The following is a 24,373-nucleotide window of genomic DNA, read 5'->3' on the forward strand; positions in this document are numbered from 1 at the left end:
CCAGTGCAAACTATCAATATATTTGACACATAAGGCCTAAAAGCCTACTGATGTGCATTTTATTAAACAAAAATAGGAGCTGCACCATGAACATCGCCAGCATCATCGACTTCGCCCAAGTCCTCACCGAGGCTGAACGCTACCGTCCCGCGGCAGAAAAAATCCTCAAGGGCGAGCCGGACCAGGCTGTCTACAACCATTATTCCACCCCGTGCGGACAGTTCGCCGCAGGTGTCTGGGAAGGTGAGGTCGGGCAGTGGACAGTGAACTACACCGAGCATGAATACTGCGAGATCGTGCAGGGCGTTTCGGTACTGCGCGACCCGGATGGCGGCGCCAAGACCCTGCGTGCCGGTGATCGGTTTGTCATTCCGGCCGGCTTCAAGGGCACCTGGGAAGTGCTGGAGCCGTGCCGCAAGATTTATGTGATGTTCGAGCAGAAATGAGTGCGACGCCGGCGTGGTGATTAATTACCACAGCCCGGCAAGCCAAGAGCGTGATCCTTGCAGCGTCCAATTCAGGACAATCCAAGGAGAATCATCATGACTACCGACATCCTCGGCGCCGCTCGTCACGTGATTGGCTCGCAGTATGTAGAAAGCGTCAAGCCTTACATCCTCGAGCTGACCGGCCTGACGACCGCCGCCGGCCCACACGACATCACCAGCAAGGACATACGCTCCGACAGGGTGATGATCCGTGTCGACGCTGGCGGTACCATCGACGGCCTGCACATCAGCTGATACCCACTGCTGATCGCTACAAGAAAGGGGCTCCAGACGGAGCCCCTTTCTTGTTGGCATCCACGTAAAAAAAAACCCGCGTCCTTTCGGATGCGGGTTTTTTCAGGTCGCCGATCAATTACTTGATCTTGGCTTCCTTGTACACCACGTGCTTGCGAACAACGGGATCGTATTTCTTGATCTCGATTTTGTCCGGGGTGGTGCGCTTGTTCTTGTCGGTGGTGTAGAAGTGGCCAGTGCCAGCACTCGAAACCAGACGGATCAATTCACGCATGACGTTCTCCTTAGAACTTTTCGCCGCGAGCACGCAGCTCGGCCAGCACTACGTCGATACCACGCTTGTCAATGACGCGCATGCCTTTGGCAGATACGCGCAGACGCACGAAACGGTTCTCGGATTCAACCCAGAAACGGTGGTGCTGCAGGTTCGGCAGGAAACGACGACGGGTTTTGTTGTTTGCGTGGGAAATGTTGTTCCCGGTTACTGGACCCTTACCAGTAACTTGACAGACTCTCGACATGACTCAGCCCTCTAAAACCACATGCCCAACCCGGCATGGGTTGGCCGCTTAATCTCTCAGTCTTTGGCGCCAGGCGCCGTGATTCTGGAGGTCTTACCGACCGGATCCGCTGATGCGACAGGCCGAGCCCCTAGAAAAGAGCGCTGCTTTATACCAGAAAGACTGCATTGCAACAACTGCTGATGAGCATCTGTCGGAGACAAATCGTGCGCGAGCAGCATAGCGGCTAGCCCGGCGAACTGTCGACCACTCGTCGCCAGCCGGTAGAAAAAGAGGGTGGTCATTTCCTGATGCGCACACTAGGGTAGGACGTTTCCAGACTGCACTGGCAGATGGGCCACTGACAGCCAAGGAGTCACGATGCGTGCCGCCGCCCTTTCCTTAATGCTCACCTCCCTGCTTGCTACCGGCATCGCCCAGGCCGCGCCACTGAGCGTTTGCAGCGAAGCCAGCCCCGAGGGCTTCGACGTGGTCCAGTACAACTCGCTGACCACCACCAACGCCTCGGCCGACGTACTGATGAACCGCCTGGTCGAGTTCGACGCAGGCCAAGGCAAGGTCGTCCCCAGCCTGGCGCAAAGCTGGACAGTGTCGGCTGACGGCCTGGTGTACGACTTCAAGCTGCGTGAAGGGGTCAAATTCCACTCCACGCCTTATTTCAAGCCAACCCGCGCCCTCGATGCCGACGATGTGCTATTCAGCTTCCAGCGCATGCTCTACCCCGCCCACGCCTGGCACAAGACCGCACCGGGTGGCTACCCGCACGCCCAATCACTGCAACTGGGCAGCCTGATCAAGTCGATCGAGGCGCCGGAGCCGAACAGCGTACGCTTCACCCTGACCCACCCCGATGCGACCTTCCTGGCCACCTTGAGCATGGGCTTTGCTTCGATCTACTCCGCCGAGTACGCCGACAAACTGCTCAAGGCAGGCACCCCGGAGAAGCTCAATAGCCAGCCGATCGGCACCGGCCCGTTCGTCTTCCAGCGCTACCAGAAGGACGCCGTGGTGCGCTACCGCGCCAACCCGGACTACTTTGATGGCAAGCCTGCGGTCGATCCGCTGATCTTCGCCATCACTACCGATGCCAACGTACGCCTGCAGAAGCTCAAGCGTGGTGAATGCCAGGTGGCCCTGTCACCCAAGCCCCTGGACGTTGCCGAAGCAGGCAAGGACGGTAACCTCAAGGTCGTCACGACACCGGCCTTCATGACCGCTTTCGTTGCCATCAACAGCGAGCACCCGCCGCTGGACAAACCCGAAGTGCGCCAGGCGATCAACCTGGCCTTCGACAAGCAGGCCTACCTCAAGGCCGTTTTCGAAGGCACCGCCACCGCCGCCAACGGCCCCTACCCGCCCAACACCTGGAGCTATGCCAAGGACCTGCCCGACTACCCGCTGGATCTCAAGCGAGCCAAGGCGCTGCTGAGCAAGGCCGGTTACGCAGAAGGGTTCAGCACCACGATCTGGACCCGCCCGTCGGGCAGCCTGCTCAACCCCAACCCAAGCCTGGGCGCGCAGATGCTCCAGGCAGACCTGGCCAAGATCGGCATCAAGGCCGAAATCCGCGTGATCGAATGGGGTGAGCTGATCCGTCGGGCCAAGGCTGGCGAGCATGACCTGCTGTTCATGGGCTGGGCCGGCGACAACGGCGACCCGGACAACTTCCTCAGCCCGCAGTTTTCCTGTGCGGCGGTAAAGTCGGGGACCAACTTCGCGCGGTTCTGCGACAGCCGGCTGGACCAGTTGATCAGTGCAGGGCGTACCACCAACGACCAGAGCGTACGCAGCCGGTTGTACCAGCAGGCGCAGACGCTGATCCAGCAGCAGGCGCTGTGGGTACCGCTGGCGCACCCGACGGCGGCAGCGCTGTTGCGCGAGGGCGTCGAGGGTTACCAGGCAAGCCCGTTCGGGCGGCTGGATTTCAGCAAGGTTTCGGTGAAGCGCTGAACCCTGGCTTTGCAGGCTCGACCAAATGCCGGCTTGCCGGAGATTGGTCGAGCCTGCAAACAGGCAGCCACTAAGCGACAATCCACCCCTGCTCCACCATCGACAGCGGCTCCCCATCACCCACGATGATGTGATCGAGCACCCGCACATCGATCAGCGCCAACCCCTGCTTCAATGCAAGCGTCATGTGCACGTCGTCCTGGCTCGGCTCACTGTTGCCCGAAGGATGGTTGTGGCAAAGGATCAACGCCGCAGCGTTGTGCATCAACGCACGGCGCACCACTTCCCGCGGGTAGATGCTGGCCCGGTCGATCGTCCCTCTGAACAGGATTTCGAAAGCCAACGGCCGGTGTTTGCTATCCAGAAACAGGCAGCCAAAAACTTCGCTAGGCTCATGACGCAGCATGGCTTTCAGGTATCTGCGCACCGCAAAAGGGCTCTCCAGAGCGCAGTCGCGCTCGATCGATGTGGCAAGGTTGCGCCGCCCGATCTCCAGCAGCGCCTGCAATTGGCCATACCGCACCGGCCCAAGCCCGAGCGCCCCCACGAATGCGTCCCTGTCAGCTTCAAGCAACTGGCGCAAGCCGCCGAACTTGACGAGCAACCCCCGCGCCAGCTCCACGACGTTGTGGCCCCGCACGCCAGAGCCGAGAAACACGGCCAGCAATTCGGCATCCGAAAGGCTGCCCACCCCTCGCTGCATCAACTTTTCCCTGGGCCGCTCCTCGGCTGGCCACTCGCTTATCTTCATTGCATCTCCTTTGCGCCCTGCTGCGACACGTTTAGGCCCTGTGTTAATCTATTTCGCCTCGTACATGCGACGTTCTGCCGCAGGCAATCCTGTTCGTCGCTGCCCGCTCTCTCTGGAAAAAGGCAAGCCTATGCAGCGGCTGTATCGCAAGCGCATCGTTCTCGGCGTCGGGGGCGGCATTGCCGCCTACAAGAGCGCCGAGCTGATTCGCCGACTCCTGGAGCACGGCGCGCAAGTGCGCGTCGTCATGACCCGTGGTGGTGCTGAATTCATCACCCCGCTGACCCTGCAGGCGCTGTCCGGCCACCCGGTACACATGGATCTGCTCGACCCTGCCGCCGAAGCGGCCATGGGCCACATCGAACTGGCCAAATGGGCCGACCTGGTGCTGATCGCCCCCGCCACCGCCGACCTCATGGCCCGCATGGCCCAAGGCATGGCCGACGACTTGCTGACTACCCTGGTACTGGCCACCGACGCCACCGTGGCAGTGGCCCCGGCCATGAACCAGGCCATGTGGCGCGACCCGGCGACCCAGGCCAACCTCGACCTGCTCAAGACCCGTGGCATCCAGGTGTTCGGGCCGGCTTCCGGCAGCCAGGCCTGCGGCGACGTGGGCCTTGGCCGCATGCTCGAAGCCACCGACCTGGCCTGGTGCGCCGCCGAGAGCTTCAAGCGCCAGGCGCTCACCGGCAAACATGTGCTGATCACCGCCGGGCCAACCCAGGAAAACATCGACCCGGTGCGTTACATCACCAATCATAGCTCCGGCAAGATGGGCTTCGCGCTGGCCGAGGCGGCCGCAGAAGCGGGTGCCCGGGTGACCCTCGTCACCGGCCCTGTGCACCTGCAGACCCCTGACCGGGTCAACCGGATCGACGTGGTCAGCGCGCGGGACATGCTCGCAGCCTGCGAGGCGGCCATGCCGTGCGACCTGTTCATCGCCTCGGCAGCGGTCGCGGACTACCGCCCGGAGGTCGTTGCCACACAGAAGCTCAAGAAAGATCCTACGACCGCCGACGGCATGCTGCTGCAGATGGTGCGCAATCCCGATATCCTTGCCACCATCGCTGGCCGCACCGACCGCCCGTTCAGCGTCGGCTTCGCCGCCGAGACCGAACATTTGCTCGATTACGCCACGCGCAAGCTCAAGGACAAGAACCTCGACCTGATCGTCGCCAATGATGTGGCCAACCCCAGCATCGGCTTCAACAGCGAGGAAAATGCCCTGACCGTGATCGACCGCCAGCAGCATCAAACCCTCTTCGCGCAGACCAGCAAAGGCAAGATTGCCCGGCAACTGGTCGCCTTCATCGCCGAACGGCTCAACCAGGTTCAATAAGTTACATGCACGCTCTTCAAGCCAAGATCCTCGACCCACGCCTGGGCAGTGAATTTCCGCTGCCGCAATACGCCACCCCTGGCTCCGCCGGCCTGGACCTGCGCGCCCTGCTCAAAGAGGACACCGTCCTGGAGCCGGGGCAGACCCTGCTGATTCCTACCGGCCTGTCGATCTACATCGGCGACCCGGGCCTGGCCGCGATGATCCTGCCGCGCTCGGGTCTGGGCCATAAGCATGGCATCGTGCTGGGCAACCTGGTCGGCCTGATCGACTCGGATTACCAGGGCGAGCTGATGGTGTCGTGCTGGAACCGTGGCAACACGCCATTCACCATCGCCGTTGGCGAGCGCATCGCTCAGCTGGTGCTGGTACCGGTAGTGCAAGCGCATTTTGAAGTCGTCGAGGCCTTCGATGAAAGCCAGCGCGGCACCGGCGGCTTCGGCCATTCCGGCAGCCACTGAGCCGACCGGCGACCGTTCAGGCCATGGATGGCGAACTCTCTGATGAAACCACCGTCCAAGCGTTCAGTTTGCGCCTGCCCAGAAAGCCTTTGACTAATGGAGCTTCCAGAGATGAACGACATGGCCCACCTGGTCCCCGCACTGCCCGACAGCATCTTCCGCGCCTATGACATCCGCGGCGTGGTCGGCAAGACCCTGCACGCCGAAACCGCCTACTGGATCGGCCGCGCCATTGGCGCGCAGACGCTCGCCCAAGGCGAGCCGCAGATTTCCGTCGGCCGCGACGGCCGCCTGTCCGGCCCGATGCTGGTCGAGCAACTGATCAAAGGCCTGGCCGATGCCGGTTGCCAGGTCAGCGACGTCGGTCTGGTGCCGACCCCGGCGCTGTATTTCGCTGCCAATGTCCTGGCCGGCAAGTCCGGCGTGATGCTCACCGGTAGCCACAATCCTTCGGATTACAACGGTTTCAAGATCGTGATCGCTGGCGATACCTTGGCCAACGAACAGATCCAGGCCCTGCTGACTCGCCTGAAAACCAACGACCTGACCCGTGGCGAAGGCAGTGTGAAAAAGGTCGAGATCCTCGAGCGCTACTTCAAGCAAATCGTCGCTGACGTGAAGCTGGCGAAAAAGCTCAAGGTGGTGGTGGACTGCGGCAACGGCGCTGCCGGCGTTATCGCACCGCAGCTGATCGAAGCCTTGGGCTGCGAAGTCATCCCACTGTTCTGCGAGGTGGATGGCAACTTCCCCAACCACCACCCGGACCCGGGCAAGCCTGAAAACCTTGAAGACCTGATCGCCAAGGTCAAGGAAACCAGTGCCGATATCGGCCTGGCCTTCGACGGCGACGGTGACCGCGTCGGTGTGGTGACCAACACCGGCAGCATCGTTTACCCCGACCGCCTGCTGATGCTGTTCGCGCAGGACGTGCTGGCGCGTAACCCGGGGGCCGAGATCATCTTCGACGTCAAATGCACCCGCCGCCTGACACCGCTGATCGAACAACACGGCGGCCGCGCCTTGATGTGGAAGACTGGTCACTCGTTGATCAAGAAGAAGATGAAGCAGACAGGTTCGCTGCTGGCCGGCGAGATGAGCGGGCACATCTTCATCAAGGAGCGCTGGTACGGTTTCGACGACGGTATCTACAGCGCCGCACGCCTGCTGGAGATCCTCAGCAAGGCTGGCCAGGACGCCGAAAGCCTGTTTGCCGCATTCCCGAACGACATTTCCACGCCGGAAATCAATATTGATGTGACCGACGAGGGTAAATTCAGCATCATTGATGCACTGCAACGCGACGCCGACTGGGGCCAAGCCAGCCTGACCACCATCGACGGTGTGCGGGTCGACTATGCCCAGGGCTGGGGCCTGGTTCGCGCCTCCAACACCACGCCGGTGCTGGTGCTGCGCTTCGAGGCCGAAAGCGACGCCGAGTTGCAACGTATCAAGGATGTTTTCCGCGCCCAGTTGCTGCGGGTTGCCCCTGAGCTGCAACTGCCGTTCTGACCGACTATCTGTTCCTTACAGGAGCCCTGCATGACCCTCGATCGCGATGCCGCTTCCCATGTAGCCGAGGTTTTGTCCGAAGCACTGCCTTACATTCGCCGTTTTGTCGGCAAGACCCTGGTGATCAAGTACGGCGGCAACGCGATGGAGAGCGAGGAGCTCAAGACCGGGTTTGCCCGTGACATCGTGCTGATGAAGGCCGTGGGCATCAACCCGGTGGTCGTGCACGGTGGTGGCCCTCAGATCGGCGACCTGCTCAAGCGCCTGTCGATCGAAAGCCACTTCATCGACGGCATGCGTGTCACCGACGCGGCGACCATGGACGTGGTTGAAATGGTGCTGGGTGGCCAGGTCAACAAGGACATCGTCAACCTGATCAACCGCCACGGCGGCAGCGCCATCGGCCTGACCGGCAAGGACGCGGAGCTGATCCGCGCCAAGAAGCTCACCGTGAGCCGCCAGACGCCGGAGATGACCCAGCCGGAAATCATCGACATCGGCCACGTCGGCGAAGTGGTCAGCGTCAACACCGACCTGCTGAACATGCTGGTCAAAGGCGACTTCATCCCGGTGATCGCGCCAATCGGCGTGGGTGCCAACGGTGAGTCGTACAACATCAACGCCGACCTGGTGGCCGGCAAGGTGGCCGAGGCACTGAAAGCCGAGAAGCTGATGCTGCTGACCAATATCGCCGGCCTGATGGACAAGCAAGGCCAGGTCCTGACCGGCCTGACCACCGAGCAGGTGAACGAACTGATCGCCGACGGCACCATCTACGGCGGCATGCTGCCGAAGATCAAGTGCGCGCTGGAAGCGGTCCAGGGTGGCGTGAACAGCTCGCACATCATCGACGGCCGCGTGCCGAATGCGGTGCTGCTGGAGATCTTCACCGACAGCGGCGTGGGCACCTTGATCAGCAACCGCAAGCCACGCTGATCGCCTGCACTGGCCCTATCGCCGGCTTGCCGACGATAGGGCCGTAAAAGGCAACAGATAAAAAAGGCGACCCGAAGGTCGCCTTTTTCATTACCGAGCCGCAATCAGATCCCGTACTGCGCCCGATAGGCCTCGACCGCCGGCAGATGCTGCTTGAGCTGCGGATCATCGGCCAGGAACTCCAGCACCTGGGTCAGCGAAACGATGCTGACTACCGGGATACCGAAGTCACGCTCCACTTCCTGGATCGCCGACAGTTCGCCATTGCCGCGCTCTTCGCGGTTGAGCGCGATCAGCACGCCAGCGGCCTTGGCCTGCTGGGCATTGATGATCTGCATGACCTCGCGGATGGCAGTGCCAGCGGTGATCACGTCATCGATGATCAGGACGTCACCGGCCAGTGGCGCGCCGACCAGGCTGCCGCCTTCGCCGTGATCCTTGGCTTCCTTGCGGTTGAAGCACCACGGCACGTCCAGCTGATGTTGCTCGGCCAGGGCCACGGCGGTGGCCGCAGCCAGCGGGATACCCTTGTAGGCCGGGCCGAACAGTACGTCGAACGGGATCTTGCTGTCGACGATGGCCGCCGCGTAGCAACGCCCCAGCTGAGCCAGGGCAGAACCTGTGTTGAACAGGCCGGCATTGAAGAAATACGGGCTGGTACGCCCCGATTTCAGGGTGAATTCACCGAAGCGCAGAACGCCGCGATCGATGGCAAAACGGATGAAGTCGCGCTGATACGGCTGCATGGAAAGTCCCGGACACCACGGATTTAGCTAAATGGGTTGAGCTCGGGTATCATACACGCACGAGATTTTTGGGGCCATTTATGCGGATCATCAGTGTGAACGTAAATGGCATTCAGGCTGCAGCCGAGCGTGGATTGCTCAGCTGGTTGCAAGCCCAGAATGCCGACGTCATCTGCCTTCAGGATACCCGCGCCTCGGCCTTTGAACTCGACGACCCAGCTTTCCAGCTCGATGGCTATTTCCTTTATGCCTGCGACGCGGAGGTACCCGCCCAAGGTGGCGTGGCACTGTATTCGCGCATGCAGCCCAAGGCAGTCATCACCGGCCTGGGCTTCGAGACAGCCGACCGTTACGGGCGTTATCTGCAAGCAGATTTCGACAAAGTCAGTATTGCCAGCCTGCTATTGCCTTCGGGCATGAACGGCGACGACGACTTGAACCAGAAGTTCAAGTTGATGGACGACTTCGCCAAGTACCTGGACAAGCAGCGGCGCAAGCGTCGTGAGTACATCTATTGCGGCTCGTTCTACGTGGCGCAGCAGAAGCTCGACATCAAGAACTGGCGTGACAGCCAGCAGTCGCCAGGCTTCCTGCCGCCTGAGCGTGCCTGGATGGATGCGATCACTGGCGACATGGGCTATGTGGATGCCCTGCGCGAAGTCAGCCGTGAAGGTGACCAGTACAGCTGGTGGCCGGACAACGAGCAGGCCGAGATGCTCAACCTGGGCTACCGGTTCGACTACCAGATCCTCACCCCGGGCCTGCGCCGCTTCGTGCGCAATGCCCGCCTGCCGCGTCAGCCGCGCTTCTCGCAGCATGCGCCGCTGATCGTCGACTATGACTGGACGTTGACCATCTGAGCACTGTTCAGATACGAAAAAGCCGACATTGAAGTCGGCTTTTTCATACCTGCAGGATCAATCAGTCGGCCAGAGCGACCTGCTGCAGTTCGAAGATCTCGTTCATGCCCTTCTGCGCCAGCGCCAGCATGGCGTTGAAGTCTTCGGGCTGGAACGGCGCACCCTCTGCAGTGCCCTGCACTTCGATGAAACCACCGGCACTGGTCATGACCACGTTCAGGTCGGTCTCGGCAGCGGAGTCTTCCAGATAGTCCAGGTCGAGTACGGCTTCGCCCTGGTACATGCCCACCGATACGGCGGCGATCATGTGCTTGAGCGGATTGCCGCCCTTCAGGCCACCCCGTTTCTTGATCACTGCCAGGGCATCGACCAAGGCGACCATGGCGCCGGTGATCGACGCGGTGCGGGTGCCGCCATCGGCCTGGATCACATCGCAGTCGACGTACAGGGTGATGTCACCCAGCTTGCTCATGTCCAGCGCGGCGCGCAGCGAGCGGCCGATCAGGCGCTGGATTTCCAGGGTGCGACCACCCTGCTTGCCACGGCTGGCTTCGCGCTGGTTACGCTCACCGGTGGAGCGCGGCAGCATGCCGTACTCGGCGGTCAGCCAGCCTTGGCCCTGGCCTTTGAGGAAGCGCGGTACGCCGTTTTCAACGCTGACCGTGCAGATGACCTTGGTGTCACCGAACTCGACCAGTACCGACCCTTCGGCGTGCTTGGTGTAGTTGCGGGTGATGCGGATCGAGCGGAGCTGATCGGCGGCGCGACCACTTGGACGTTTCATCTGGGATACCTGTACTGGGACTTTGAATCTGCCCGGCATTATAAAGCCCGTAGCCCGGTGAGGACATGCTTATTGTCGGGCCGCGCACAGCCTGTCGCCTTTTCCCACCGGCCGATGAGGGCTCTGTAACATGGGCGGATTGGGCGCCAAGGGCGCACTGCGCTACAATCCTGCGCCTTGCAGCCGAAAGGCTTTCCCGTTCACATCATCTACGCGAGGTACTCCCCATGGTGCACAGCATGACCGCTTTTGCTCGTGTCGAGCGCGCAGGCAGCCAAGGCACCCTGGTCTGGGAACTGCGCTCGGTCAACCACCGCTACCTTGAACCTCACCTGCGCCTGCCCGACGCCCTGCGCGACCTGGAAGGCGCGGTGCGTGAGGGTCTGCGCCAAGGCCTGTCGCGCGGCAAGGTCGAATGCACCTTGCGCCTGCACGAAGACAGCAACGGCAAACCACTGAAGGTCGACCGCGAGCGTGCCGCACAACTGGTCGCCGCCGCCGAAGAAGTGGCCGGCCTGATCAAGCAGCCGGCGCCGCTCAACCCGCTGGAAGTGTTGTCCTGGCCGGGCGTGCTGGTGGCCGACGCCAGCGACCCGCAGGCGCTCAATGCCGAAGCCGTGGCACTGTTCGACGAGGCCCTGGCCGAATTGAAGGCCGGGCGCCTGCGCGAAGGCCAGGAGCTGGCACGCCTGATCAACGAGCGGCTGGACAGCATGGCCACCGAGGTCACCACCCTGCGTGCCCTGGTACCGCAGATGCTGGCCGCACAACGGCAGAAGATCATCGACCGCTTCGGCGACCTCAAGGCCGAGCTCGACCCGCAACGGCTTGAGCAGGAGATGGTGCTGCTGGCACAAAAGAGTGACGTTGCCGAAGAGCTGGACCGCCTCAGCACCCACGTCAATGAAGTACGCCGGGTGCTCAAGTCCGGCGGGGCCGCTGGCCGGCGCCTGGACTTCCTCATGCAGGAGCTCAACCGCGAGGCCAATACCCTGGGCTCCAAGGCCTTCGACCCGCGTAGCACGCAAGCGGCGGTCAACCTGAAGGTACTGATCGAACAGATGCGTGAACAAGTACAGAACATCGAGTAAGGCCACCCCTACCATGAACCACAGCAGCGGCACCCTATATATCGTCTCGGCCCCGTCAGGTGCCGGCAAGACCAGCCTGGTCAACGCCCTGATCAAGGACGACAAACGCGTCAGCGTTTCTGTCTCGCACACCACGCGCGGCAAACGCCCGGGCGAGGAGCACGGCGTCAACTACCACTTCGTCAGCCATGACGAATTCAAGGCGCTGATCGACAAGAACGACTTCCTTGAACACGCCGAAGTGTTCGGCAACTTCTACGGCACCTCGCGTAGCACGCTGCAGCAAGTGCTGGACCGGGGCGATGACCTGATTCTGGAAATCGACTGGCAAGGCGCCCGTCAGGTGCGCGAGCTGATGCCCGAAGCCCGTTCGATCTTCATCCTGCCGCCCAACCTGGAGGCGCTGCGCCAGCGTCTGGACGGGCGTGGGCAGGACAGCGATGAGATCATTGCCGGCCGCATGAAAGAGGCCGTCAGCGAAATGCAGCACTACGACGAGTACGAGTACGTCATCATCAACGACGACTTCGATGTGGCGCTGGAGGAGTTGAAGGCCGTGTTCCGCTCGAACCGTTTGCTGTTGAGCAAGCAGCAGGATCGGCACGGGGCATTGCTCAAGCAGTTGATCGGCTGAAGATAGAGACAGTTGGGGCCGCTTTGCGGCCCTTTCGCGACACAAGGCCGCGCCTACCGCGGGGTGTTGGGGCGCAACGCGCCCCACCCAGCATTATTCCTGCAGCTGCAGAGTCGCCTGCTGTCGCAGGGTGGCCCCCAGGAAGTAAGCCGGCGCGCGCATCCGCGACAGCATCATCAGCACTATCCCCAGTGCCGAAATGATCGCCGCAATCACGAACACCAATCCTACGCCAGCCACATGCGAGCCACTGCCGAAATCCGGCGACGCGCTGTCGATGGCGGTGCGCACGAAGATCACCGACAGGATCACACCACCCAACAGGGGGCACAGGCCGCGCATGCAGAAGTGGCGCAGGCTGTCGAACAGGCTGTGGCGGAAATACCACACGCAGGCAAACGCGGTCAGCGAATAGTAGAAGCAGATCATCATGCCCAGGGCGGTGATGGTGTCCGCCAGCACGTTTTCGCTGAGGGTACGCATGGTCACGTAGAACAGGCCTGCGGCAACGCCGGCACAGATGGTTGCGTAACGTGGCGTCTGCGAACGCGGGCAAACCTTGGCAAAGCGCTCTGGCACCGCACCGTAGTAACCCATAGCGAGCAGCGTGCGCGCCGGAGAGACGAAGGTCGACTGCAGCGAAGCGGCGGTGCTGGCCAGCACGGCGATGGACATCAGGATCGCCAGCGGCCCCATGACTGGCCCGGCCAGGTGGGCAAAGACGTTCTCCTGGATACGCGGGTTGTTCAGTCCCAGCCCTTGCTCGCTGATCCCCGCGAATTGCAGGGTGGCGATGGCGGTGAGCAGGTACAGACCAAGAATCAGCAGCACGGTCCAGGTCGCCGCTTTGCCCGGCACCTCGTCGCTGCCGATCGATTCCTCACTGACGGTCAGGCACACGTCCCACCCCCAAAAGATGAAGATCGACAACGACAGGCCAGCGGCAAAGGCCGAGAACGACTCCACGCCGAAGGGGTTGAACCAGGCCAGGTCGAACTCCAGCGGCGCTGGCGCGGTGGTCTCACTGAAGGCGGCGAAGGCAAAGCCGATCAGCACCAGCAGTTGCAAGGCCACCAAACCATATTGCACGTTCATGGTGGTGGCCATGCCGCGACAACAGATCCACACCGCCATGGCGATGAACACGCAACAGGTGGTGATGTTGATCAGCAGGTTATCCGCCAAGGCAGCCAACGCCTGGTTACCGGTGATCTGAGCCAGGAACAGATAGAAAAAATCAACGGCCACCCCGGCCAGGTTGGACAACACGATGGTGGTGGCAACGACCAGCCCCCAGCCACCGATCCAGCCGATCATCGGGCCGAAGGCGCGGGCCGACCAGGTAAAGGAAGTACCGCTGTCCGGCTCCGCCGCGTTCAGCTCACGGTAGCCCAGGGCGACCAGCAGCATGGGCAGGAAGCCGACGATGAAGACGGCCGGAAGGTGCTCGCCGACCTCCCGCACGGTGGGGCCAAGGGCACCGGTCAGGGTATAGACCGGGGCGATAGTCGAAATGCCCAGCACCACGCTGGCCAACAGGCCAAGACGGCCTTTTGCCAAACCTTTGCTGCGCTGAGTGCTGCCTGAATCGGCCACATCGGGTGGGCGGCCAGCTTCTGTGTAATCGCTCATGAGTATTTGCCGTAACTATTGGAATTGTTGTCACAGGCCCTGCGAACAAGGCGCTTTCACTCATTGAAAGCTTGCGTATCGGTATCAGTCATCCAAGACCTTCGGGTAACGACCCTACCGTGCAGCATGGGCAATGCAGGCCTCGCGGAACGCCTGGAACAGGCGTGTGGAGACCGGGTTGTCGGCAAAACGCCATTCCGGGTGCCACTGCACGCCAAGCACAAAGCCAGGCGCGTCAGGCATCGACACCGCTTCGATCAGGCCATCCGGGGCCCTTGCCTCGACGCTCAGGCCCGGGGCCAGGCGGTCGATGCCCTGACTGTGCAGCGAGTTGACCTCGAACTGCGCAGCCAGGCCCAGGCGCTCGAATACCCCGCCAGGCGCAATGCCGACGGGATGACGAGGGCCGTATTGCACCTCCAGGGGTGCGTCCTCAGGTTCACGGTGGTCCAGGTAGCCCGGCAGTTCGTGCACGCGCTGGTGCAAGCTGCCGCCTAGGGCCACGTTCAACTCCTGGAAACCACGACAGATACAGAACACCGGCACGCCGGCGGCAATGGCCGCCTGCAACAGCGGCAAGGTCAGGCGGTCACGTGCAAGATCGTGCCGGGTACCTTCCGCGCTGGGGGCGCCATTGTAATGATGCGGCTCGACATTTGAAGGCGAGCCGGTAAAAAGAATGCCATCGAGCCGTGCCAGCAACGCCTGCGTGTCGCTGCCCCCGTCGCGGGCCGGCAGGATAAGCGGGAGCCCGGCAAAGCCGGCCGCCTCGACATACTTGTCGCCCACCGTGTGCGACGAGTTCTTCCCCACCTGCTGACGGCAGGCGCTGACACCGATCAAGGGGACCGCAATTGCGCTCATGGGCTTACACCGTGTGCAGGTACCAGTTGTACTCGAGGTCGGAGATCGATACTTCGAACTCGGCCAGCTCACTTTCCTTGCAGGCCACGAAGATATCGATGTAGTCCGGGCTTATGTATTGGTTGAGGACTTCACTGTCATCCAGCGCGCGCAAGGCGTCGCGCAGGTTGTTCGGCAGGCTTTGCTCCAGCTGTTCGTACGAGTTGCCTTCAATCGGCGCGCCAGGCTCGACCTTGCTGGTCAAGCCATGGTGGATCCCCGCGAGAACTGCCGCGAGCATCAGGTAAGGGTTGGCGTCGGCGCCCGCTACACGGTGCTCGATGCGCACGTTTTCACTGCTGTCGGTCGGCACGCGAACCGCTACGGTACGGTTGTCCAATCCCCAGCTCGGCGCATTCGGCACGTAGAACTGGGCGCCAAAGCGACGGTACGAGTTGACGTTCGGGCACAGGAAGGCCATCGACGCTGGCATGGTCTCCAGCACGCCACCAATGGCATGGCGCAGAGCATCGCTTTGCAGTGGGTCGTCATGGGCAAAGATGTTCTTGCCAGTCTTCTTGTCGAGCAGCGAAATATGCACGTGCAGGCCATTGCCCGCCTGGCCTGGGTAAGGCTTGGCCATGAACGTGGTGTCCATTTCATGGTCGTAGGCGACGTTCTTGACCAGGCGCTTGAGCAGGATCGCGTAGTCGCACGCCTTCAGCGGATCGGCAACGTGGTGCAGGTTGACTTCGAACTGCGCGGGCGCGCTTTCCTTGACGATGGCATCGGCCGGCAGGCCCTGCTCCTTGGCCGCTTCCAGCATGTCCTGCAGGCAGTCGACATATTCGTCGAGGTCGTCGATGAGGTAGACCTGGGTCGACTGCGGACGCTTGCCCGAAGTGGGCGAGCGCGGCGGCTGCGGACGACCGTTGAGGTTGTCCTGGTCGATCAGGTAGAACTCCAGCTCGAACGCGGCGCAGATGTCCAGGCCCAGGTCATCGAACTTGCTCACCACCTGGCGCAGCACTTCGCGTGGGTCGGCGAAGAACGGCTCGCCCTCGAGCTCGTGCATGGTCATCAGCAACTGGGCGGTCGGGCGCTTCTGCCAGGGTTCGTTGCAGAGCGTGCCGGGGATCGGGTAGCAGATCCGGTCGGCATCGCCGATGTCCAGCCCAAGCCCGGTGCTTTCCACGGTCGAGCCATTGATATCCAGGGCGAACAGCGATGCCGGCAGGTTGATCCCCTTTTCGTACACCTTGTGCAGGCTGGCCCGCTCGATGCGCTTGCCACGTACCACGCCATTCATGTCGGAGATCAGCAGATCGACGTACTGAGTGTCCGGATGGGCCTGGAGGAAGTCTTTCATCTCGCTGGAAGAACTGGCGCACGGGGTGACCGACGTCATGGTGTACATCCTTTGATGTGCTGCGGCGATGTGGGGATACGGCTGGCGCCTCACGGGCGACGATGGTTGCAGCTGTTGTTTTTTTAACTTTCCCATCGTGGGGATTGGTTACCCGACCGGGCGCATTGATTCCCGGGGGCAGTTCCACTATAAAATGGCCTCAACGCAACAGACATTGGCATTTCGGCAAGTAGAGCGTGCACCAATGCAATATCAGATCACCCACGCCGACCTCTCCCTGGTCCTGGCCCTGGAGCGCGGGCGCTCACTGGCCAAGGCCGCCGAACTGCTCAAGGTCGATGTTTCGACCGTGTTCCGTTCGATTCGCCGGCTTGAGTCGGCACTGGGCACCGCACTGTTCGTCAAGAGCCGCAAGGGCTACCTGCCGACCGACACCGCCCAGGCCCTGGCCGAGCAGGCCGAACGGGCCGAGCAGGCGCTGGATGCTGCGCGCATCGCCATGACCAGTGGCGAGCAGGTGGTGAGCGGCACCGTTCGTCTGACATGCACTGAGGCGGTAATGCACAGCCTGCTGCTGCCGGCGCTGGCCGAGTTCATGCCCAATTACCCGGCTCTGTCGCTGGAGATGGGCACGTCCAACACCTTCGCCAACCTCAGCAGGCGCGATGCCGACATCGCTCTGCGCCTGACCAATACGCCGCCCGAGCACCTGGTCGGCCGTTGCCTGGGTTCGACGTCCTATGTGATCTGTGGCCAGCCGCAATGGCGCGAGCGCCTGGACGAGTCCCACAACAGCGTGCCATGGATAGCCCCGGACGACTCCATGCAGGACCACCCCACCGTGGTCTGGCGCAATCAGCAGTACCCCGGGCTGAGCCCGCGCTACCAGTGCAGCAGCATGTCGACCATTGCACAGCTGGTAAGCACGGGGCTGGGCGTTGCGGCGCTGCCCGACTACATGGTCCATGCACTGCCTGGGGTCGAGGCGCTGAGCGGACCGCTGGCCGGTTGCGACACCCAACTGTGGCTGCTGACCCGGCCCGATTGCCGGGCCTTGCGCTCGGTGCAGACATTGTTCGAAGAGCTGACCCCAAGGTTGCGCGGCGCGATGTTGTGAGATACAAGATGAAGGTGTCTGTCGCGGCCCTTTCGCGGTGGTTCGGCGCCCCGGCAAGCCCGCATCCACAGGGTGAGGGATGCAGGCCTGATGGGGTATCCGGCAAAACAGCGCTTCCCTATTGGCTGGTGATTTTTTAAACTATCGAGTCCGCCTGCCCATATTGGGCTGCACGCCCATCGCATTTGCTACTGAGGAAGACCATGGCCCGCGTAACTGTTGAAGACTGCCTGGAACACGTGGATAACCGTTTTGAGCTGGTCATGCTCTCGACCAAGCGCGCCCGTCAGCTGGCTACCGGCGGCAAAGAGCCACGCGTAGCGTGGGAAAACGACAAGCCGACCGTCGTTGCCCTGCGTGAAATCGCAGAAGGCATCGTCACCAACGAATTCATTGCCGCTGAAGAGATCGTCACCGAGGATCCGGTCTTCGCCGCGTTCGAGGACGAGTCCAACGAGGCTGTCTGATCGATGCCTGGTCGACGTCGCGCGGCGCAAGGCCCTCTTCCTCGGCAAGAGGTCAAACCATGCCGGGCATAGAAGCCTTAGCCGAACGGCTGTCGACCTACCTGGGCCCCGAGCAGGTCAATCTGGTTCGCCGGGCCTATTTCTACGCCGAACAGGCACACGATGGGCAGCGCCGCCGCAGCGGCGAGCCCTATGTGACCCATCCGCTGGCCGTGGCCAGCATCCTCGCCGACATGCACATGGACCATCAGAGCCTGATGGCGGCCATGCTGCACGACGTGATCGAAGACACCGGCATCGCCAAGGAAGCCCTCAGCCAGCAGTTTGGCGAAACGGTTGCCGAGCTGGTCGATGGGGTCAGCAAGCTGACCCAGATGAACTTCGAGACCAAGGCCGAAGCGCAGGCTGAAAACTTCCAGAAGATGGCCATGGCCATGGCCCGCGATATCCGCGTGATCCTGGTCAAGCTGGCCGACCGCCTGCACAACATGCGTACCCTGGAAGTGCTGTCTGGCGAAAAACGCCGACGCATCGCCAAGGAAACCCTGGAAATCTACGCGCCCATCGCCAACCGGCTGGGCATGCACACTGTGCGCGTAGAGTTTGAAGACCTCGGCTTCAAGGCCATGCACCCGATGCGCTCGTCGCTGATCCACCGGGCGGTCAAGAGCGCACGCGGCAACCGTAAAGAGATCGTCGCCAAGATCGAACACTCGCTGGCCAACTGCCTGGCCGCCGACGGTATTCAAGGCGAGGTCAGCGGCCGGCAGAAACACCTCTATGGCATCTACAAGAAGATGCGCGGCAAGCGCCGCGCCTTCACCGAGATCATGGACGTGTACGCCTTCCGCATCATCGTCGACAAGGTCGACACCTGCTACCGCGTGCTCGGCGCCGTACACAACCTGTACAAGCCGCTGCCCGGGCGCTTCAAGGACTACATTGCGATCCCCAAGGCCAACGGCTATCAGTCGTTGCACACCACGCTGTTCGGCATGCACGGCGTGCCCATCGAAATCCAGATCCGCACCCGCGAAATGGAAGAGATGGCCAACAATGGCATCGCCGCACACTGGCTGTACAAGTCCAACGACGACGAGCAGCCCAAAGGCAACCATGCGCGCGCTCGCCAGTGGGTCAAGGGCATCCTCGAGCTGCAGCAGCGTGCCGGCAACTCGCTGGAATTCATCGAGAGCGTGAAGATCGACCTGTTCCCTGACGAGGTCTATGTCTTCACGCCCAAAGGCAGGATCATGGAGCTGCCCAAAGGCTCCACCGCCGTCGATTTCGCCTATGCGGTGCATACCGATGTGGGCAACAGCTGCATCGCCTGCCGCATCAACCGGCGCCTGGCGCCGCTGTCCGAGCCGCTGCAGAGCGGTTCGACGGTCGAGATCGTCAGCGCCCCGGGCGCGCGGCCCAACCCGGCCTGGCTCAACTTCGTGGTCACCGGCAAGGCCCGTACGCACATCCGCCACGCACTCAAGCAGCAGCGACGCTCCGAGTCGATCAACCTTGGCGAGCGCCTGCTGAACAAGGTGCTGACCGGTTTCGACAGCAGCCTCGAGCAAATCCCTCAGGAGCGTATCAACGCGATTCTCGCCGAGTACCGCCTGGAGCTGATCGAAGACCTGCTCGAAGACATTGGCCTGGGCAACCGCATGGCCTATGTGGTGGCCCGCCGCCTGCTGTCAGCCGAAGGCGAACAGCTCCCCGCACCGGAAGGCCCTCTGGCGATCCGCGGCACCGAAGGCCTGGTATTGAGCTATGCCAAGTGCTGCACGCCCATCCCGGGCGACCCGATCGTCGGCCACCTGTCGGCAGGCAAGGGCATGGTCGTGCACCTGGAGAACTGCCGCAATATCAGTGAAATCCGCCATAACCCGGAGAAGTGCGTACAGCTTTCCTGGGCCAAGGACATCACCGGCGAATTCAATGTCGAGTTGCGTGTCGAGCTGGAACACCAGCGCGGCCTGATTGCCCTGCTGGCCAGCAGCGTCAATGCCGCCGACGGCAACATCGAGAAGATCAGCATGGACGAACGCGACGGCCGCATCAGCGTTGTCCAACTGGTGGTCAGCGTGCACGACCGCGTGCACCTGGCTCGTGTGATCAAGAAGCTGCGTACGCTGACCGGCGTGGTCCGCATCACCCGCATGCGTGCGTAGTCCGCCAACCGCAAGGAGTCATCATGAGCAAGACCGTCATCAACAGCGACAAGGCCCCTGCCGCCATCGGTACCTACTCGCAAGCGATCAAGGCCGGCAATACCGTTTACATGTCGGGCCAGATTCCGCTGGACCCGAACACCATGGAACTGGTTGAGGGCTTCGAAGCCCAGACCGTACAGGTCTTCGAGAATCTCAAGGCCGTTGCCGAAGCCGCCGGCGGTTCGTTCAAGGACATCGTCAAGCTGAACATCTTCCTCACCGACCTGAGCCACTTCGCCAAGGTCAACGAAGTGATGGGCCGCTACTTCGAGCAGCCGTATCCAGCCCGTGCCGCCATTGGCGTTGCCGCGCTGCCAAAAGGCGCCCAGGTAGAAATGGACGCCATCCTGGTCATCGATTGATGCCGCAGGTGACGGGCGCCTTGCCCGTCACCTTTCAGTTCAAGGTTAACCTACCATGCGTCAAGCACTGCCCCTCGCGCTGGCAGCCCTGCTTCTGAGCGGCTGCGCCAGCCACAAACCCGAAGATTTCAACGGCACCTGGATCAACCAGGACGCCATCAACGCCGCCGTCAAAGGTGGCAGCCTGCGCCAGGCCCTCAATGAGCACGGCCCCATCTTCGAGTGGAAACTCGATGTGGCCAGCCAGCAGGCCAGCTACAGCAATGGTTTCGAGGCCGCCGACGGCCAATTGAGCGCCGCTGACAAGCAATGGCAGGCCAACTTCCCGGGCGGCCAGACCGAACAGCTGGCGCTGGATGGCGACGAGCTGAAAGCCACGGACACAACAGGTGCCGAACGCAGTTTCGTCCGCGCCAAACAGCCCGGTAATGTGCCGTTGGGCAGCAGCTTCGAGAAAGCACTGTACCAAGCGTACCTCGGCGGGGACTGGAAGATTGTCGAAGGCCAGGGCACAGGTAGCGTCGTCCGGTTCACCGATAACGGCGGCGTCACCGGCCTGCCCGGCCCTGACCGCTACGCCCTGTGCCTGGCCGGCGATTGCGCAAGCATGGGGGGCAGCAACGACAGCCTTTGGCTTGAGCGCAACCAACGGGGCGCGCCATTCATCTTCAAGCGCGATGGCGACAAGCTGGAGATCTTCCAGGCGCTCAACCGCGCACAGCCCGATGAAATCCCGCAACTGGCAGCCGGTACCCGCCAGTGGGTGCTGGAGAAAGACTGACCCAAGTCGCGCCTGGTTTCACTGGCCTAATCGCCGGCTTGCCGGCGATAGGGCCAGCAGCAACACAGCAGGCTTCAGCCTTCGCCTTTAAGGATCGCCGCGTAACCTTCCTTGTAACTCGGATACTCCGGCACCCAACCCAATGCCCGCACCCGGGCATTGCTGCAGCGCTTGCTGCCGGTGCGGCGCACCCGCTGCTCATCGGACCATTCGGTAACGCCCATGTAAGCTCGCAACCAGCCAACCACATCGGCCAGTGGCGCAGGGTCGTCATCAACGCCTATATAGCAATCGTCCAACGCCACACCATCGGCATCGGCCTGCAGCAGGAACGCCAGCAGGCTTGCGGCATCCTCGGCATGGATACGGTTGCCATACAGCGGCGGCTCGGTCGCCACCCGATAGCCCTGACGCACCTGGCTGAGGAGCCACTCACGCCCTGGGCCATAGATCCCCGTCAGGCGCACGATGCTTGCCGGCATGCCGCCAGCCAGGGCCAGCCGCTCAGCCTCCAGCATCACACGCCCCGAATAGCCTTGCGGCTCGGTAGGTGCGGTCTCATCGATCCACTCCCCATCCTTTTGTGCAAACACACTGCTGCTGGACACGAACAGCAGGCGGCGCGGGCGCTGCCCACGCTCGGCCAGCCAACCCAGCACGTGACGCAAGCCTTCAACGTAAGCGCTTTGATAACCCGCCTCATCGTGCTGGCTGGCGGCTACGCAATACACCAGATAATCCGGGGAATGCTGTGGCCAAGCCTGGGGCATGCCCGAATCGGACAGGTCGGCAGCGATCGGTACAACACCCTGTGGCAGGTGTTCGACCGAACGGCGCAGGCCGCTTACCTGCCAGCCACGGGCGAGCAATTGGCGGGCCAGCCGGCCGCCGACATCACCACAACCTACGATCAATACGGAACGGTCTGACATCACTTAACTCCCTAGACCAAAGGATCAGGCTAGCCGGATTACACGATAGGCGGCTAGACCATGGGCGAAAAAAGCAACGAGATTACTTTTGTTAACAAGAATTACTTGCAATAATGGCACCCCTATCTGTTCTCGGCCTATCTCGAGGCCTTGGAGAACGCACACTTTTTTCTTCATCAGGTCCGGCCAGCATGACACCTACTCACACTTCCGCTTCGCCAACCCCGTCACGCGCCTGGCGCGCCATTGCCGCGCTGATGTTCAGCCTGGTGCTGGCCCCAGCGGCTATGGCCGATGAGCCCAATACCAACGTCAGCGCCCCAGCAGCTGCAAGCGCACCGACCACCCCAGCCACCGAAAGCCAGGCACCTGCTGGCGACGTTCAGGCCGCTACGCCGTTCGATGCGCCGGCGGCAGCGGCCCCAAGCACCGAAGCCGTGGTCGAGAACACTTCGCTGGGCATGGCCCATGACCTGTCCCCATGGGGTATGTACAAGAACGCCGACGTGGTGGTGAAAGCGGTCATGATCGGCCTGGCCATTGCCTCGATCATCACCTGGACCATCTGGATCGCCAAGGGCTTCGAGCTGATGGGCGCCAAGCGTCGCCTGCGCGGCGAAATCGCACAGCTGAAGAAGTCTGCCAGCCTCAAGGAAGCCAGCGAGGTCTCAAACAAGGAAGGCACCCTGGCCCACACGCTGGTCCACGACGCCCTGGAAGAAATGCGACTGTCGGCCAACGCCCGTGAAAAAGAGGGCATCAAGGAACGCGTGAGCTTCCGCCTGGAGCGCCTGGTGCATGCCAGCGGCCGCAACATGAGCAGCGGCACCGGCGTGCTCGCCACCATCGGCTCCACCGCGCCGTTCGTCGGCCTGTTCGGTACCGTGTGGGGCATCATGAACAGCTTCATCGGCATCGCCAAAACCCAGACCACCAACCTGGCCGTCGTTGCCCCCGGTATCGCCGAAGCACTGCTGGCCACCGCCCTGGGCCTGGTCGCAGCGATCCCGGCCGTAGTTATCTACAACGTCTTCGCCCGCTCCATCGCCGGCTACAAAGCCCAGGTTTCCGACGCTTCAGCGCAGGTCCTGCTGCTGGTCAGCCGAGACCTGGACCACCAGGGTGGCGAGCGCGTCGCCCCGCACATGGTGAAAGTGGGGTAAGCCATGGGCCTGCATCTGAACGAAGGTGGCGACGACCTCGCCGAAAACCACGAAATCAACGTCACGCCGTTCATCGACGTGATGCTGGTACTGCTGATCATTTTCATGGTGGCCGCGCCCCTGGCCACGGTCGACATCAAGGTCGACCTGCCGGCCTCGACCGCCAAGCCGGCACCGAGGCCGGAGAAGCCGGTGTTCGTCAGCGTCAAGGCCGACCAGAAGCTGTATGTCGGTGACGATCAGGTGCCTGCACCCAGCCAGCTTGGCCCGATGCTCGATGCCAAGACCAAGGGCGACAAGGAAACCACCATCTTCTTCCAGGCCGACAAAGGCGTGGATTACGGTGACCTGATGGAAGTGATGAACAACATGCGCGCGGCCGGCTACCTCAAAGTCGGTCTGGTAGGTCTCGAGACGGCAGCCAAGAAATGACGAAGACGCGGCACAATCTGGCGCGTTACAGCGGCAGCCTGGCACTTGTGCTGGGTGTCCATGCCGTCGCTGTGCTGCTCACGCTCAACTGGTCGGTGCCCCAGGCCGTCGAGCTGCCCCCGGCAGCCATGATGGTCGAACTGGCACCGCTGCCCGAGCCCGCACCGCCACCACCACCGAAGGCCGCTCCACAGCCACCGGCACCAGTCGAAGAGCCGCCGCTGCCCAAGGTGGCCGAAGCGCCCAAACCAAAGATCGCCATCGCCAAGCCGCCCAAGCCCAAACCCAAGCCTCAACCGCCGAAGCCTGAGAAAAAGCCTGAGCCGCCCAAGGATGAGCCACCGACCAAAGAACAGGTCGTGGACACGCCGCCAACCAACACGCCACCGCAGAAGTCCGCGGCACCGGCACCCAGCATTGCCGCGAACAGCAAAGCGTTGCCGACGTGGCAGAGCGACCTGCTGCGCCACCTGGCGAAGTACAAGCGCTACCCGGAAGACGCACGCCGCCGGGGCCTTCAGGGCATCAACCGCCTGCGCTTCGTGGTCGACGCCGAAGGCAAGGTGGTCTCGTACTCCATGGCCGGTGGTTCGGGCAGCGCGGCACTGGACCGGGCAACCCTGGAAATGATCCGCCGGGCCGGCAAGGTACCCAAGCCGCCTGCCGAATTGCTCAACAATGGCACGATCGAAGTAGTGGCACCGTTCGTCTACTCGCTGGATCGTCGCTGATACTTT

General features: G+C 62.2%; 26 protein-coding genes and 1 pseudogene. 18 read left to right on the forward strand and 9 right to left on the reverse strand.

Annotated features, from left to right (window positions below):
* Nucleotides 1–86 precede the first annotated feature (86 nt).
* On the forward strand, nt 87–446 hold the full coding sequence (locus NGJ21_RS11545; protein WP_115273282.1) for a cupin domain-containing protein: 360 nt from the start codon (nt 87–89) through the stop codon (nt 444–446).
* Between the two features lie 96 nt (nt 447–542).
* Complete coding sequence (locus NGJ21_RS11550; RefSeq protein ID WP_115273281.1) at nt 543–743, forward strand: hypothetical protein; 201 nt, start codon at nt 543–545, stop codon at nt 741–743.
* Between the two features lie 118 nt (nt 744–861).
* Here the strand turns inward: NGJ21_RS11550 and rpmG are convergent, their stop codons facing one another.
* A complete protein-coding gene (gene rpmG, locus NGJ21_RS11555; RefSeq protein WP_003253507.1) occupies nt 862–1,017 on the reverse strand; it encodes a 50S ribosomal protein L33 in 156 nt (51 codons plus the stop codon).
* A 10-nt stretch (nt 1,018–1,027) separates the two neighbouring features.
* On the reverse strand, nt 1,028–1,264 hold the full coding sequence (gene rpmB / locus NGJ21_RS11560; protein WP_012312138.1) for a 50S ribosomal protein L28: 237 nt from the start codon (nt 1,262–1,264) through the stop codon (nt 1,028–1,030).
* 360 nt (nt 1,265–1,624) lie between these two features.
* On the opposite strand from rpmB, the gene NGJ21_RS11565 reads away from it, so the two are divergent.
* Nucleotides 1,625–3,214: an ABC transporter substrate-binding protein gene (locus NGJ21_RS11565; RefSeq protein WP_251962138.1), complete on the forward strand. Its 1,590-nt coding sequence runs from the start codon at nt 1,625–1,627 to the stop codon at nt 3,212–3,214.
* Nucleotides 3,215–3,284: 70 nt separating this feature from the next.
* Here the strand turns inward: NGJ21_RS11565 and radC are convergent, their stop codons facing one another.
* Entirely contained in the window at nt 3,285–3,965 is a 681-nt protein-coding gene (radC, locus tag NGJ21_RS11570; RefSeq protein ID WP_119688048.1) for a RadC family protein, read from the reverse strand.
* Between the two features lie 130 nt (nt 3,966–4,095).
* On the opposite strand from radC, the gene coaBC reads away from it, so the two are divergent.
* The 4 genes and pseudogenes from coaBC (at nt 4,096) to argB (ending at nt 8,213) form a co-directional block, all read left to right on the forward strand.
* Nucleotides 4,096–5,307, forward strand: coding sequence for a bifunctional phosphopantothenoylcysteine decarboxylase/phosphopantothenate--cysteine ligase CoaBC (gene coaBC, locus NGJ21_RS11575; RefSeq protein ID WP_174141075.1), 1,212 nt, complete (start codon nt 4,096–4,098; stop codon nt 5,305–5,307).
* Between the two features lie 5 nt (nt 5,308–5,312).
* Entirely contained in the window at nt 5,313–5,768 is a 456-nt protein-coding gene (gene dut / locus NGJ21_RS11580) for a dUTP diphosphatase (RefSeq protein ID WP_012312134.1), read from the forward strand.
* A gap of 135 nt (nt 5,769–5,903) precedes the next feature.
* A pseudogene (locus tag NGJ21_RS11585) lies at nt 5,904–7,277 on the forward strand (phosphomannomutase/phosphoglucomutase); the annotation flags it as partial.
* A gap of 30 nt (nt 7,278–7,307) precedes the next feature.
* Nucleotides 7,308–8,213: an acetylglutamate kinase gene (argB, locus tag NGJ21_RS11590; RefSeq protein WP_046786869.1), complete on the forward strand. Its 906-nt coding sequence runs from the start codon at nt 7,308–7,310 to the stop codon at nt 8,211–8,213.
* Between the two features lie 104 nt (nt 8,214–8,317).
* Here the strand turns inward: argB and pyrE are convergent, their stop codons facing one another.
* Complete coding sequence (gene pyrE, locus NGJ21_RS11595; protein ID WP_011536401.1) at nt 8,318–8,959, reverse strand: orotate phosphoribosyltransferase; 642 nt, start codon at nt 8,957–8,959, stop codon at nt 8,318–8,320.
* A gap of 80 nt (nt 8,960–9,039) precedes the next feature.
* Between pyrE and crc the strand changes: the two genes are divergently transcribed.
* Entirely contained in the window at nt 9,040–9,819 is a 780-nt protein-coding gene (crc, locus tag NGJ21_RS11600) for a catabolite repression control protein Crc (protein WP_012312131.1), read from the forward strand.
* Between the two features lie 61 nt (nt 9,820–9,880).
* On the opposite strand, the gene rph is transcribed toward crc, so the two are convergent.
* A complete protein-coding gene (rph, locus tag NGJ21_RS11605; protein WP_046786868.1) occupies nt 9,881–10,603 on the reverse strand; it encodes a ribonuclease PH in 723 nt (240 codons plus the stop codon).
* A gap of 227 nt (nt 10,604–10,830) precedes the next feature.
* Here rph and NGJ21_RS11610 point away from each other — a divergent pair, with 227 nt between their 5' ends.
* Both NGJ21_RS11610 and gmk read left to right on the forward strand, forming a co-directional pair.
* Complete coding sequence (locus tag NGJ21_RS11610; protein WP_039604571.1) at nt 10,831–11,694, forward strand: YicC/YloC family endoribonuclease; 864 nt, start codon at nt 10,831–10,833, stop codon at nt 11,692–11,694.
* Nucleotides 11,695–11,707: 13 nt separating this feature from the next.
* Nucleotides 11,708–12,328: a guanylate kinase gene (gene gmk / locus NGJ21_RS11615; RefSeq protein ID WP_174141076.1), complete on the forward strand. Its 621-nt coding sequence runs from the start codon at nt 11,708–11,710 to the stop codon at nt 12,326–12,328.
* Nucleotides 12,329–12,421: 93 nt separating this feature from the next.
* Here gmk and NGJ21_RS11620 read toward each other — a convergent pair whose 3' ends face one another.
* The 3 genes from NGJ21_RS11620 to NGJ21_RS11630 form a co-directional block, all read right to left on the reverse strand.
* The gene (locus NGJ21_RS11620) at nt 12,422–13,960 is read right to left on the reverse strand and encodes an APC family permease (protein ID WP_115273277.1); all 1,539 of its coding nucleotides are present in this window, start codon (nt 13,958–13,960) and stop codon (nt 12,422–12,424) included.
* 114 nt (nt 13,961–14,074) lie between these two features.
* The gene (locus NGJ21_RS11625) at nt 14,075–14,824 is read right to left on the reverse strand and encodes a gamma-glutamyl-gamma-aminobutyrate hydrolase family protein (RefSeq protein WP_251962139.1); all 750 of its coding nucleotides are present in this window, start codon (nt 14,822–14,824) and stop codon (nt 14,075–14,077) included.
* A 4-nt stretch (nt 14,825–14,828) separates the two neighbouring features.
* Nucleotides 14,829–16,172, reverse strand: coding sequence for a glutamine synthetase family protein (locus tag NGJ21_RS11630; RefSeq protein ID WP_414156850.1), 1,344 nt, complete (start codon nt 16,170–16,172; stop codon nt 14,829–14,831).
* Nucleotides 16,173–16,416: 244 nt separating this feature from the next.
* Here NGJ21_RS11630 and NGJ21_RS11635 point away from each other — a divergent pair, with 244 nt between their 5' ends.
* The 5 genes from NGJ21_RS11635 (at nt 16,417) to NGJ21_RS11655 (ending at nt 21,109) form a co-directional block, all read left to right on the forward strand.
* A complete protein-coding gene (locus NGJ21_RS11635) occupies nt 16,417–17,289 on the forward strand; it encodes a LysR family transcriptional regulator (protein ID WP_046786863.1) in 873 nt (290 codons plus the stop codon).
* Nucleotides 17,290–17,492: 203 nt separating this feature from the next.
* Nucleotides 17,493–17,756, forward strand: a complete 264-nt coding sequence (gene rpoZ, locus NGJ21_RS11640) for a DNA-directed RNA polymerase subunit omega (RefSeq protein ID WP_012312123.1) — start codon at nt 17,493–17,495, stop codon at nt 17,754–17,756.
* Nucleotides 17,757–17,815: 59 nt separating this feature from the next.
* Entirely contained in the window at nt 17,816–19,924 is a 2,109-nt protein-coding gene (spoT, locus tag NGJ21_RS11645; RefSeq protein ID WP_046786862.1) for a bifunctional GTP diphosphokinase/guanosine-3',5'-bis pyrophosphate 3'-pyrophosphohydrolase, read from the forward strand.
* Nucleotides 19,925–19,947: 23 nt separating this feature from the next.
* Complete coding sequence (ridA, locus tag NGJ21_RS11650) at nt 19,948–20,328, forward strand: deaminase RidA (protein WP_012312121.1); 381 nt, start codon at nt 19,948–19,950, stop codon at nt 20,326–20,328.
* 55 nt (nt 20,329–20,383) lie between these two features.
* On the forward strand, nt 20,384–21,109 hold the full coding sequence (locus tag NGJ21_RS11655; protein WP_161872411.1) for a hypothetical protein: 726 nt from the start codon (nt 20,384–20,386) through the stop codon (nt 21,107–21,109).
* Between the two features lie 74 nt (nt 21,110–21,183).
* Here NGJ21_RS11655 and NGJ21_RS11660 read toward each other — a convergent pair whose 3' ends face one another.
* Nucleotides 21,184–22,041, reverse strand: coding sequence for an SDR family oxidoreductase (locus NGJ21_RS11660; RefSeq protein ID WP_125924404.1), 858 nt, complete (start codon nt 22,039–22,041; stop codon nt 21,184–21,186).
* Between the two features lie 191 nt (nt 22,042–22,232).
* On the opposite strand from NGJ21_RS11660, the gene exbB reads away from it, so the two are divergent.
* Genes exbB through NGJ21_RS11675 form a run of 3 tightly spaced genes read left to right on the forward strand, consistent with a single transcriptional unit; the run spans nt 22,233 to nt 24,367 of the window.
* Nucleotides 22,233–23,204 carry a tonB-system energizer ExbB gene (gene exbB / locus NGJ21_RS11665; RefSeq protein ID WP_251962141.1) on the forward strand — a complete coding sequence of 324 codons (972 nt, stop codon included), beginning with the start codon at nt 22,233–22,235 and terminating at the stop codon, nt 23,202–23,204.
* Between the two features lie 3 nt (nt 23,205–23,207).
* Complete coding sequence (gene exbD, locus NGJ21_RS11670; RefSeq protein ID WP_012312117.1) at nt 23,208–23,636, forward strand: TonB system transport protein ExbD; 429 nt, start codon at nt 23,208–23,210, stop codon at nt 23,634–23,636.
* Entirely contained in the window at nt 23,633–24,367 is a 735-nt protein-coding gene (locus NGJ21_RS11675) for an energy transducer TonB (protein ID WP_039604282.1), read from the forward strand. The genes exbD and NGJ21_RS11675 overlap by 4 nt, the downstream gene beginning before the upstream one ends.
* Nucleotides 24,368–24,373: the final 6 nt, after the last annotated feature.

Origin of the sequence: Pseudomonas sp. Marseille-Q5299, from assembly GCF_943737035.1 — a bacterium.
In the GTDB taxonomy this organism is placed as follows: domain Bacteria; phylum Pseudomonadota; class Gammaproteobacteria; order Pseudomonadales; family Pseudomonadaceae; genus Aquipseudomonas; species Aquipseudomonas putida_E.

Excerpts from the sequence above, each read along its gene's own strand:
- NGJ21_RS11545 (WP_115273282.1), top strand. The coding sequence starts at position 87 with ATGAACATCGCCAGCATCATCGACTTCGCCCAAGTCCTCACCGAGGCT.
- NGJ21_RS11550 (WP_115273281.1), top strand. The coding sequence starts at position 543 with ATGACTACCGACATCCTCGGCGCCGCTCGTCACGTGATTGGCTCGCAG.
- rpmG (WP_003253507.1), bottom strand. The coding sequence starts at position 1,017 with ATGCGTGAATTGATCCGTCTGGTTTCGAGTGCTGGCACTGGCCACTTC.
- rpmB (WP_012312138.1), bottom strand. The coding sequence starts at position 1,264 with ATGTCGAGAGTCTGTCAAGTTACTGGTAAGGGTCCAGTAACCGGGAAC.
- NGJ21_RS11565 (WP_251962138.1), top strand. The coding sequence starts at position 1,625 with ATGCGTGCCGCCGCCCTTTCCTTAATGCTCACCTCCCTGCTTGCTACC.
- radC (WP_119688048.1), bottom strand. The coding sequence starts at position 3,965 with ATGAAGATAAGCGAGTGGCCAGCCGAGGAGCGGCCCAGGGAAAAGTTG.
- coaBC (WP_174141075.1), top strand. The coding sequence starts at position 4,096 with ATGCAGCGGCTGTATCGCAAGCGCATCGTTCTCGGCGTCGGGGGCGGC.
- dut (WP_012312134.1), top strand. The coding sequence starts at position 5,313 with ATGCACGCTCTTCAAGCCAAGATCCTCGACCCACGCCTGGGCAGTGAA.
- argB (WP_046786869.1), top strand. The coding sequence starts at position 7,308 with ATGACCCTCGATCGCGATGCCGCTTCCCATGTAGCCGAGGTTTTGTCC.
- pyrE (WP_011536401.1), bottom strand. The coding sequence starts at position 8,959 with ATGCAGCCGTATCAGCGCGACTTCATCCGTTTTGCCATCGATCGCGGC.
- crc (WP_012312131.1), top strand. The coding sequence starts at position 9,040 with ATGCGGATCATCAGTGTGAACGTAAATGGCATTCAGGCTGCAGCCGAG.
- rph (WP_046786868.1), bottom strand. The coding sequence starts at position 10,603 with ATGAAACGTCCAAGTGGTCGCGCCGCCGATCAGCTCCGCTCGATCCGC.
- NGJ21_RS11610 (WP_039604571.1), top strand. The coding sequence starts at position 10,831 with ATGGTGCACAGCATGACCGCTTTTGCTCGTGTCGAGCGCGCAGGCAGC.
- gmk (WP_174141076.1), top strand. The coding sequence starts at position 11,708 with ATGAACCACAGCAGCGGCACCCTATATATCGTCTCGGCCCCGTCAGGT.
- NGJ21_RS11620 (WP_115273277.1), bottom strand. The coding sequence starts at position 13,960 with ATGAGCGATTACACAGAAGCTGGCCGCCCACCCGATGTGGCCGATTCA.
- NGJ21_RS11625 (WP_251962139.1), bottom strand. The coding sequence starts at position 14,824 with ATGAGCGCAATTGCGGTCCCCTTGATCGGTGTCAGCGCCTGCCGTCAG.
- NGJ21_RS11630 (WP_414156850.1), bottom strand. The coding sequence starts at position 16,172 with ATGAAAGACTTCCTCCAGGCCCATCCGGACACTCAGTACGTCGATCTG.
- NGJ21_RS11635 (WP_046786863.1), top strand. The coding sequence starts at position 16,417 with ATGCAATATCAGATCACCCACGCCGACCTCTCCCTGGTCCTGGCCCTG.
- rpoZ (WP_012312123.1), top strand. The coding sequence starts at position 17,493 with ATGGCCCGCGTAACTGTTGAAGACTGCCTGGAACACGTGGATAACCGT.
- spoT (WP_046786862.1), top strand. The coding sequence starts at position 17,816 with ATGCCGGGCATAGAAGCCTTAGCCGAACGGCTGTCGACCTACCTGGGC.
- ridA (WP_012312121.1), top strand. The coding sequence starts at position 19,948 with ATGAGCAAGACCGTCATCAACAGCGACAAGGCCCCTGCCGCCATCGGT.
- NGJ21_RS11655 (WP_161872411.1), top strand. The coding sequence starts at position 20,384 with ATGCGTCAAGCACTGCCCCTCGCGCTGGCAGCCCTGCTTCTGAGCGGC.
- NGJ21_RS11660 (WP_125924404.1), bottom strand. The coding sequence starts at position 22,041 with ATGTCAGACCGTTCCGTATTGATCGTAGGTTGTGGTGATGTCGGCGGC.
- exbB (WP_251962141.1), top strand. The coding sequence starts at position 22,233 with ATGACACCTACTCACACTTCCGCTTCGCCAACCCCGTCACGCGCCTGG.
- exbD (WP_012312117.1), top strand. The coding sequence starts at position 23,208 with ATGGGCCTGCATCTGAACGAAGGTGGCGACGACCTCGCCGAAAACCAC.
- NGJ21_RS11675 (WP_039604282.1), top strand. The coding sequence starts at position 23,633 with ATGACGAAGACGCGGCACAATCTGGCGCGTTACAGCGGCAGCCTGGCA.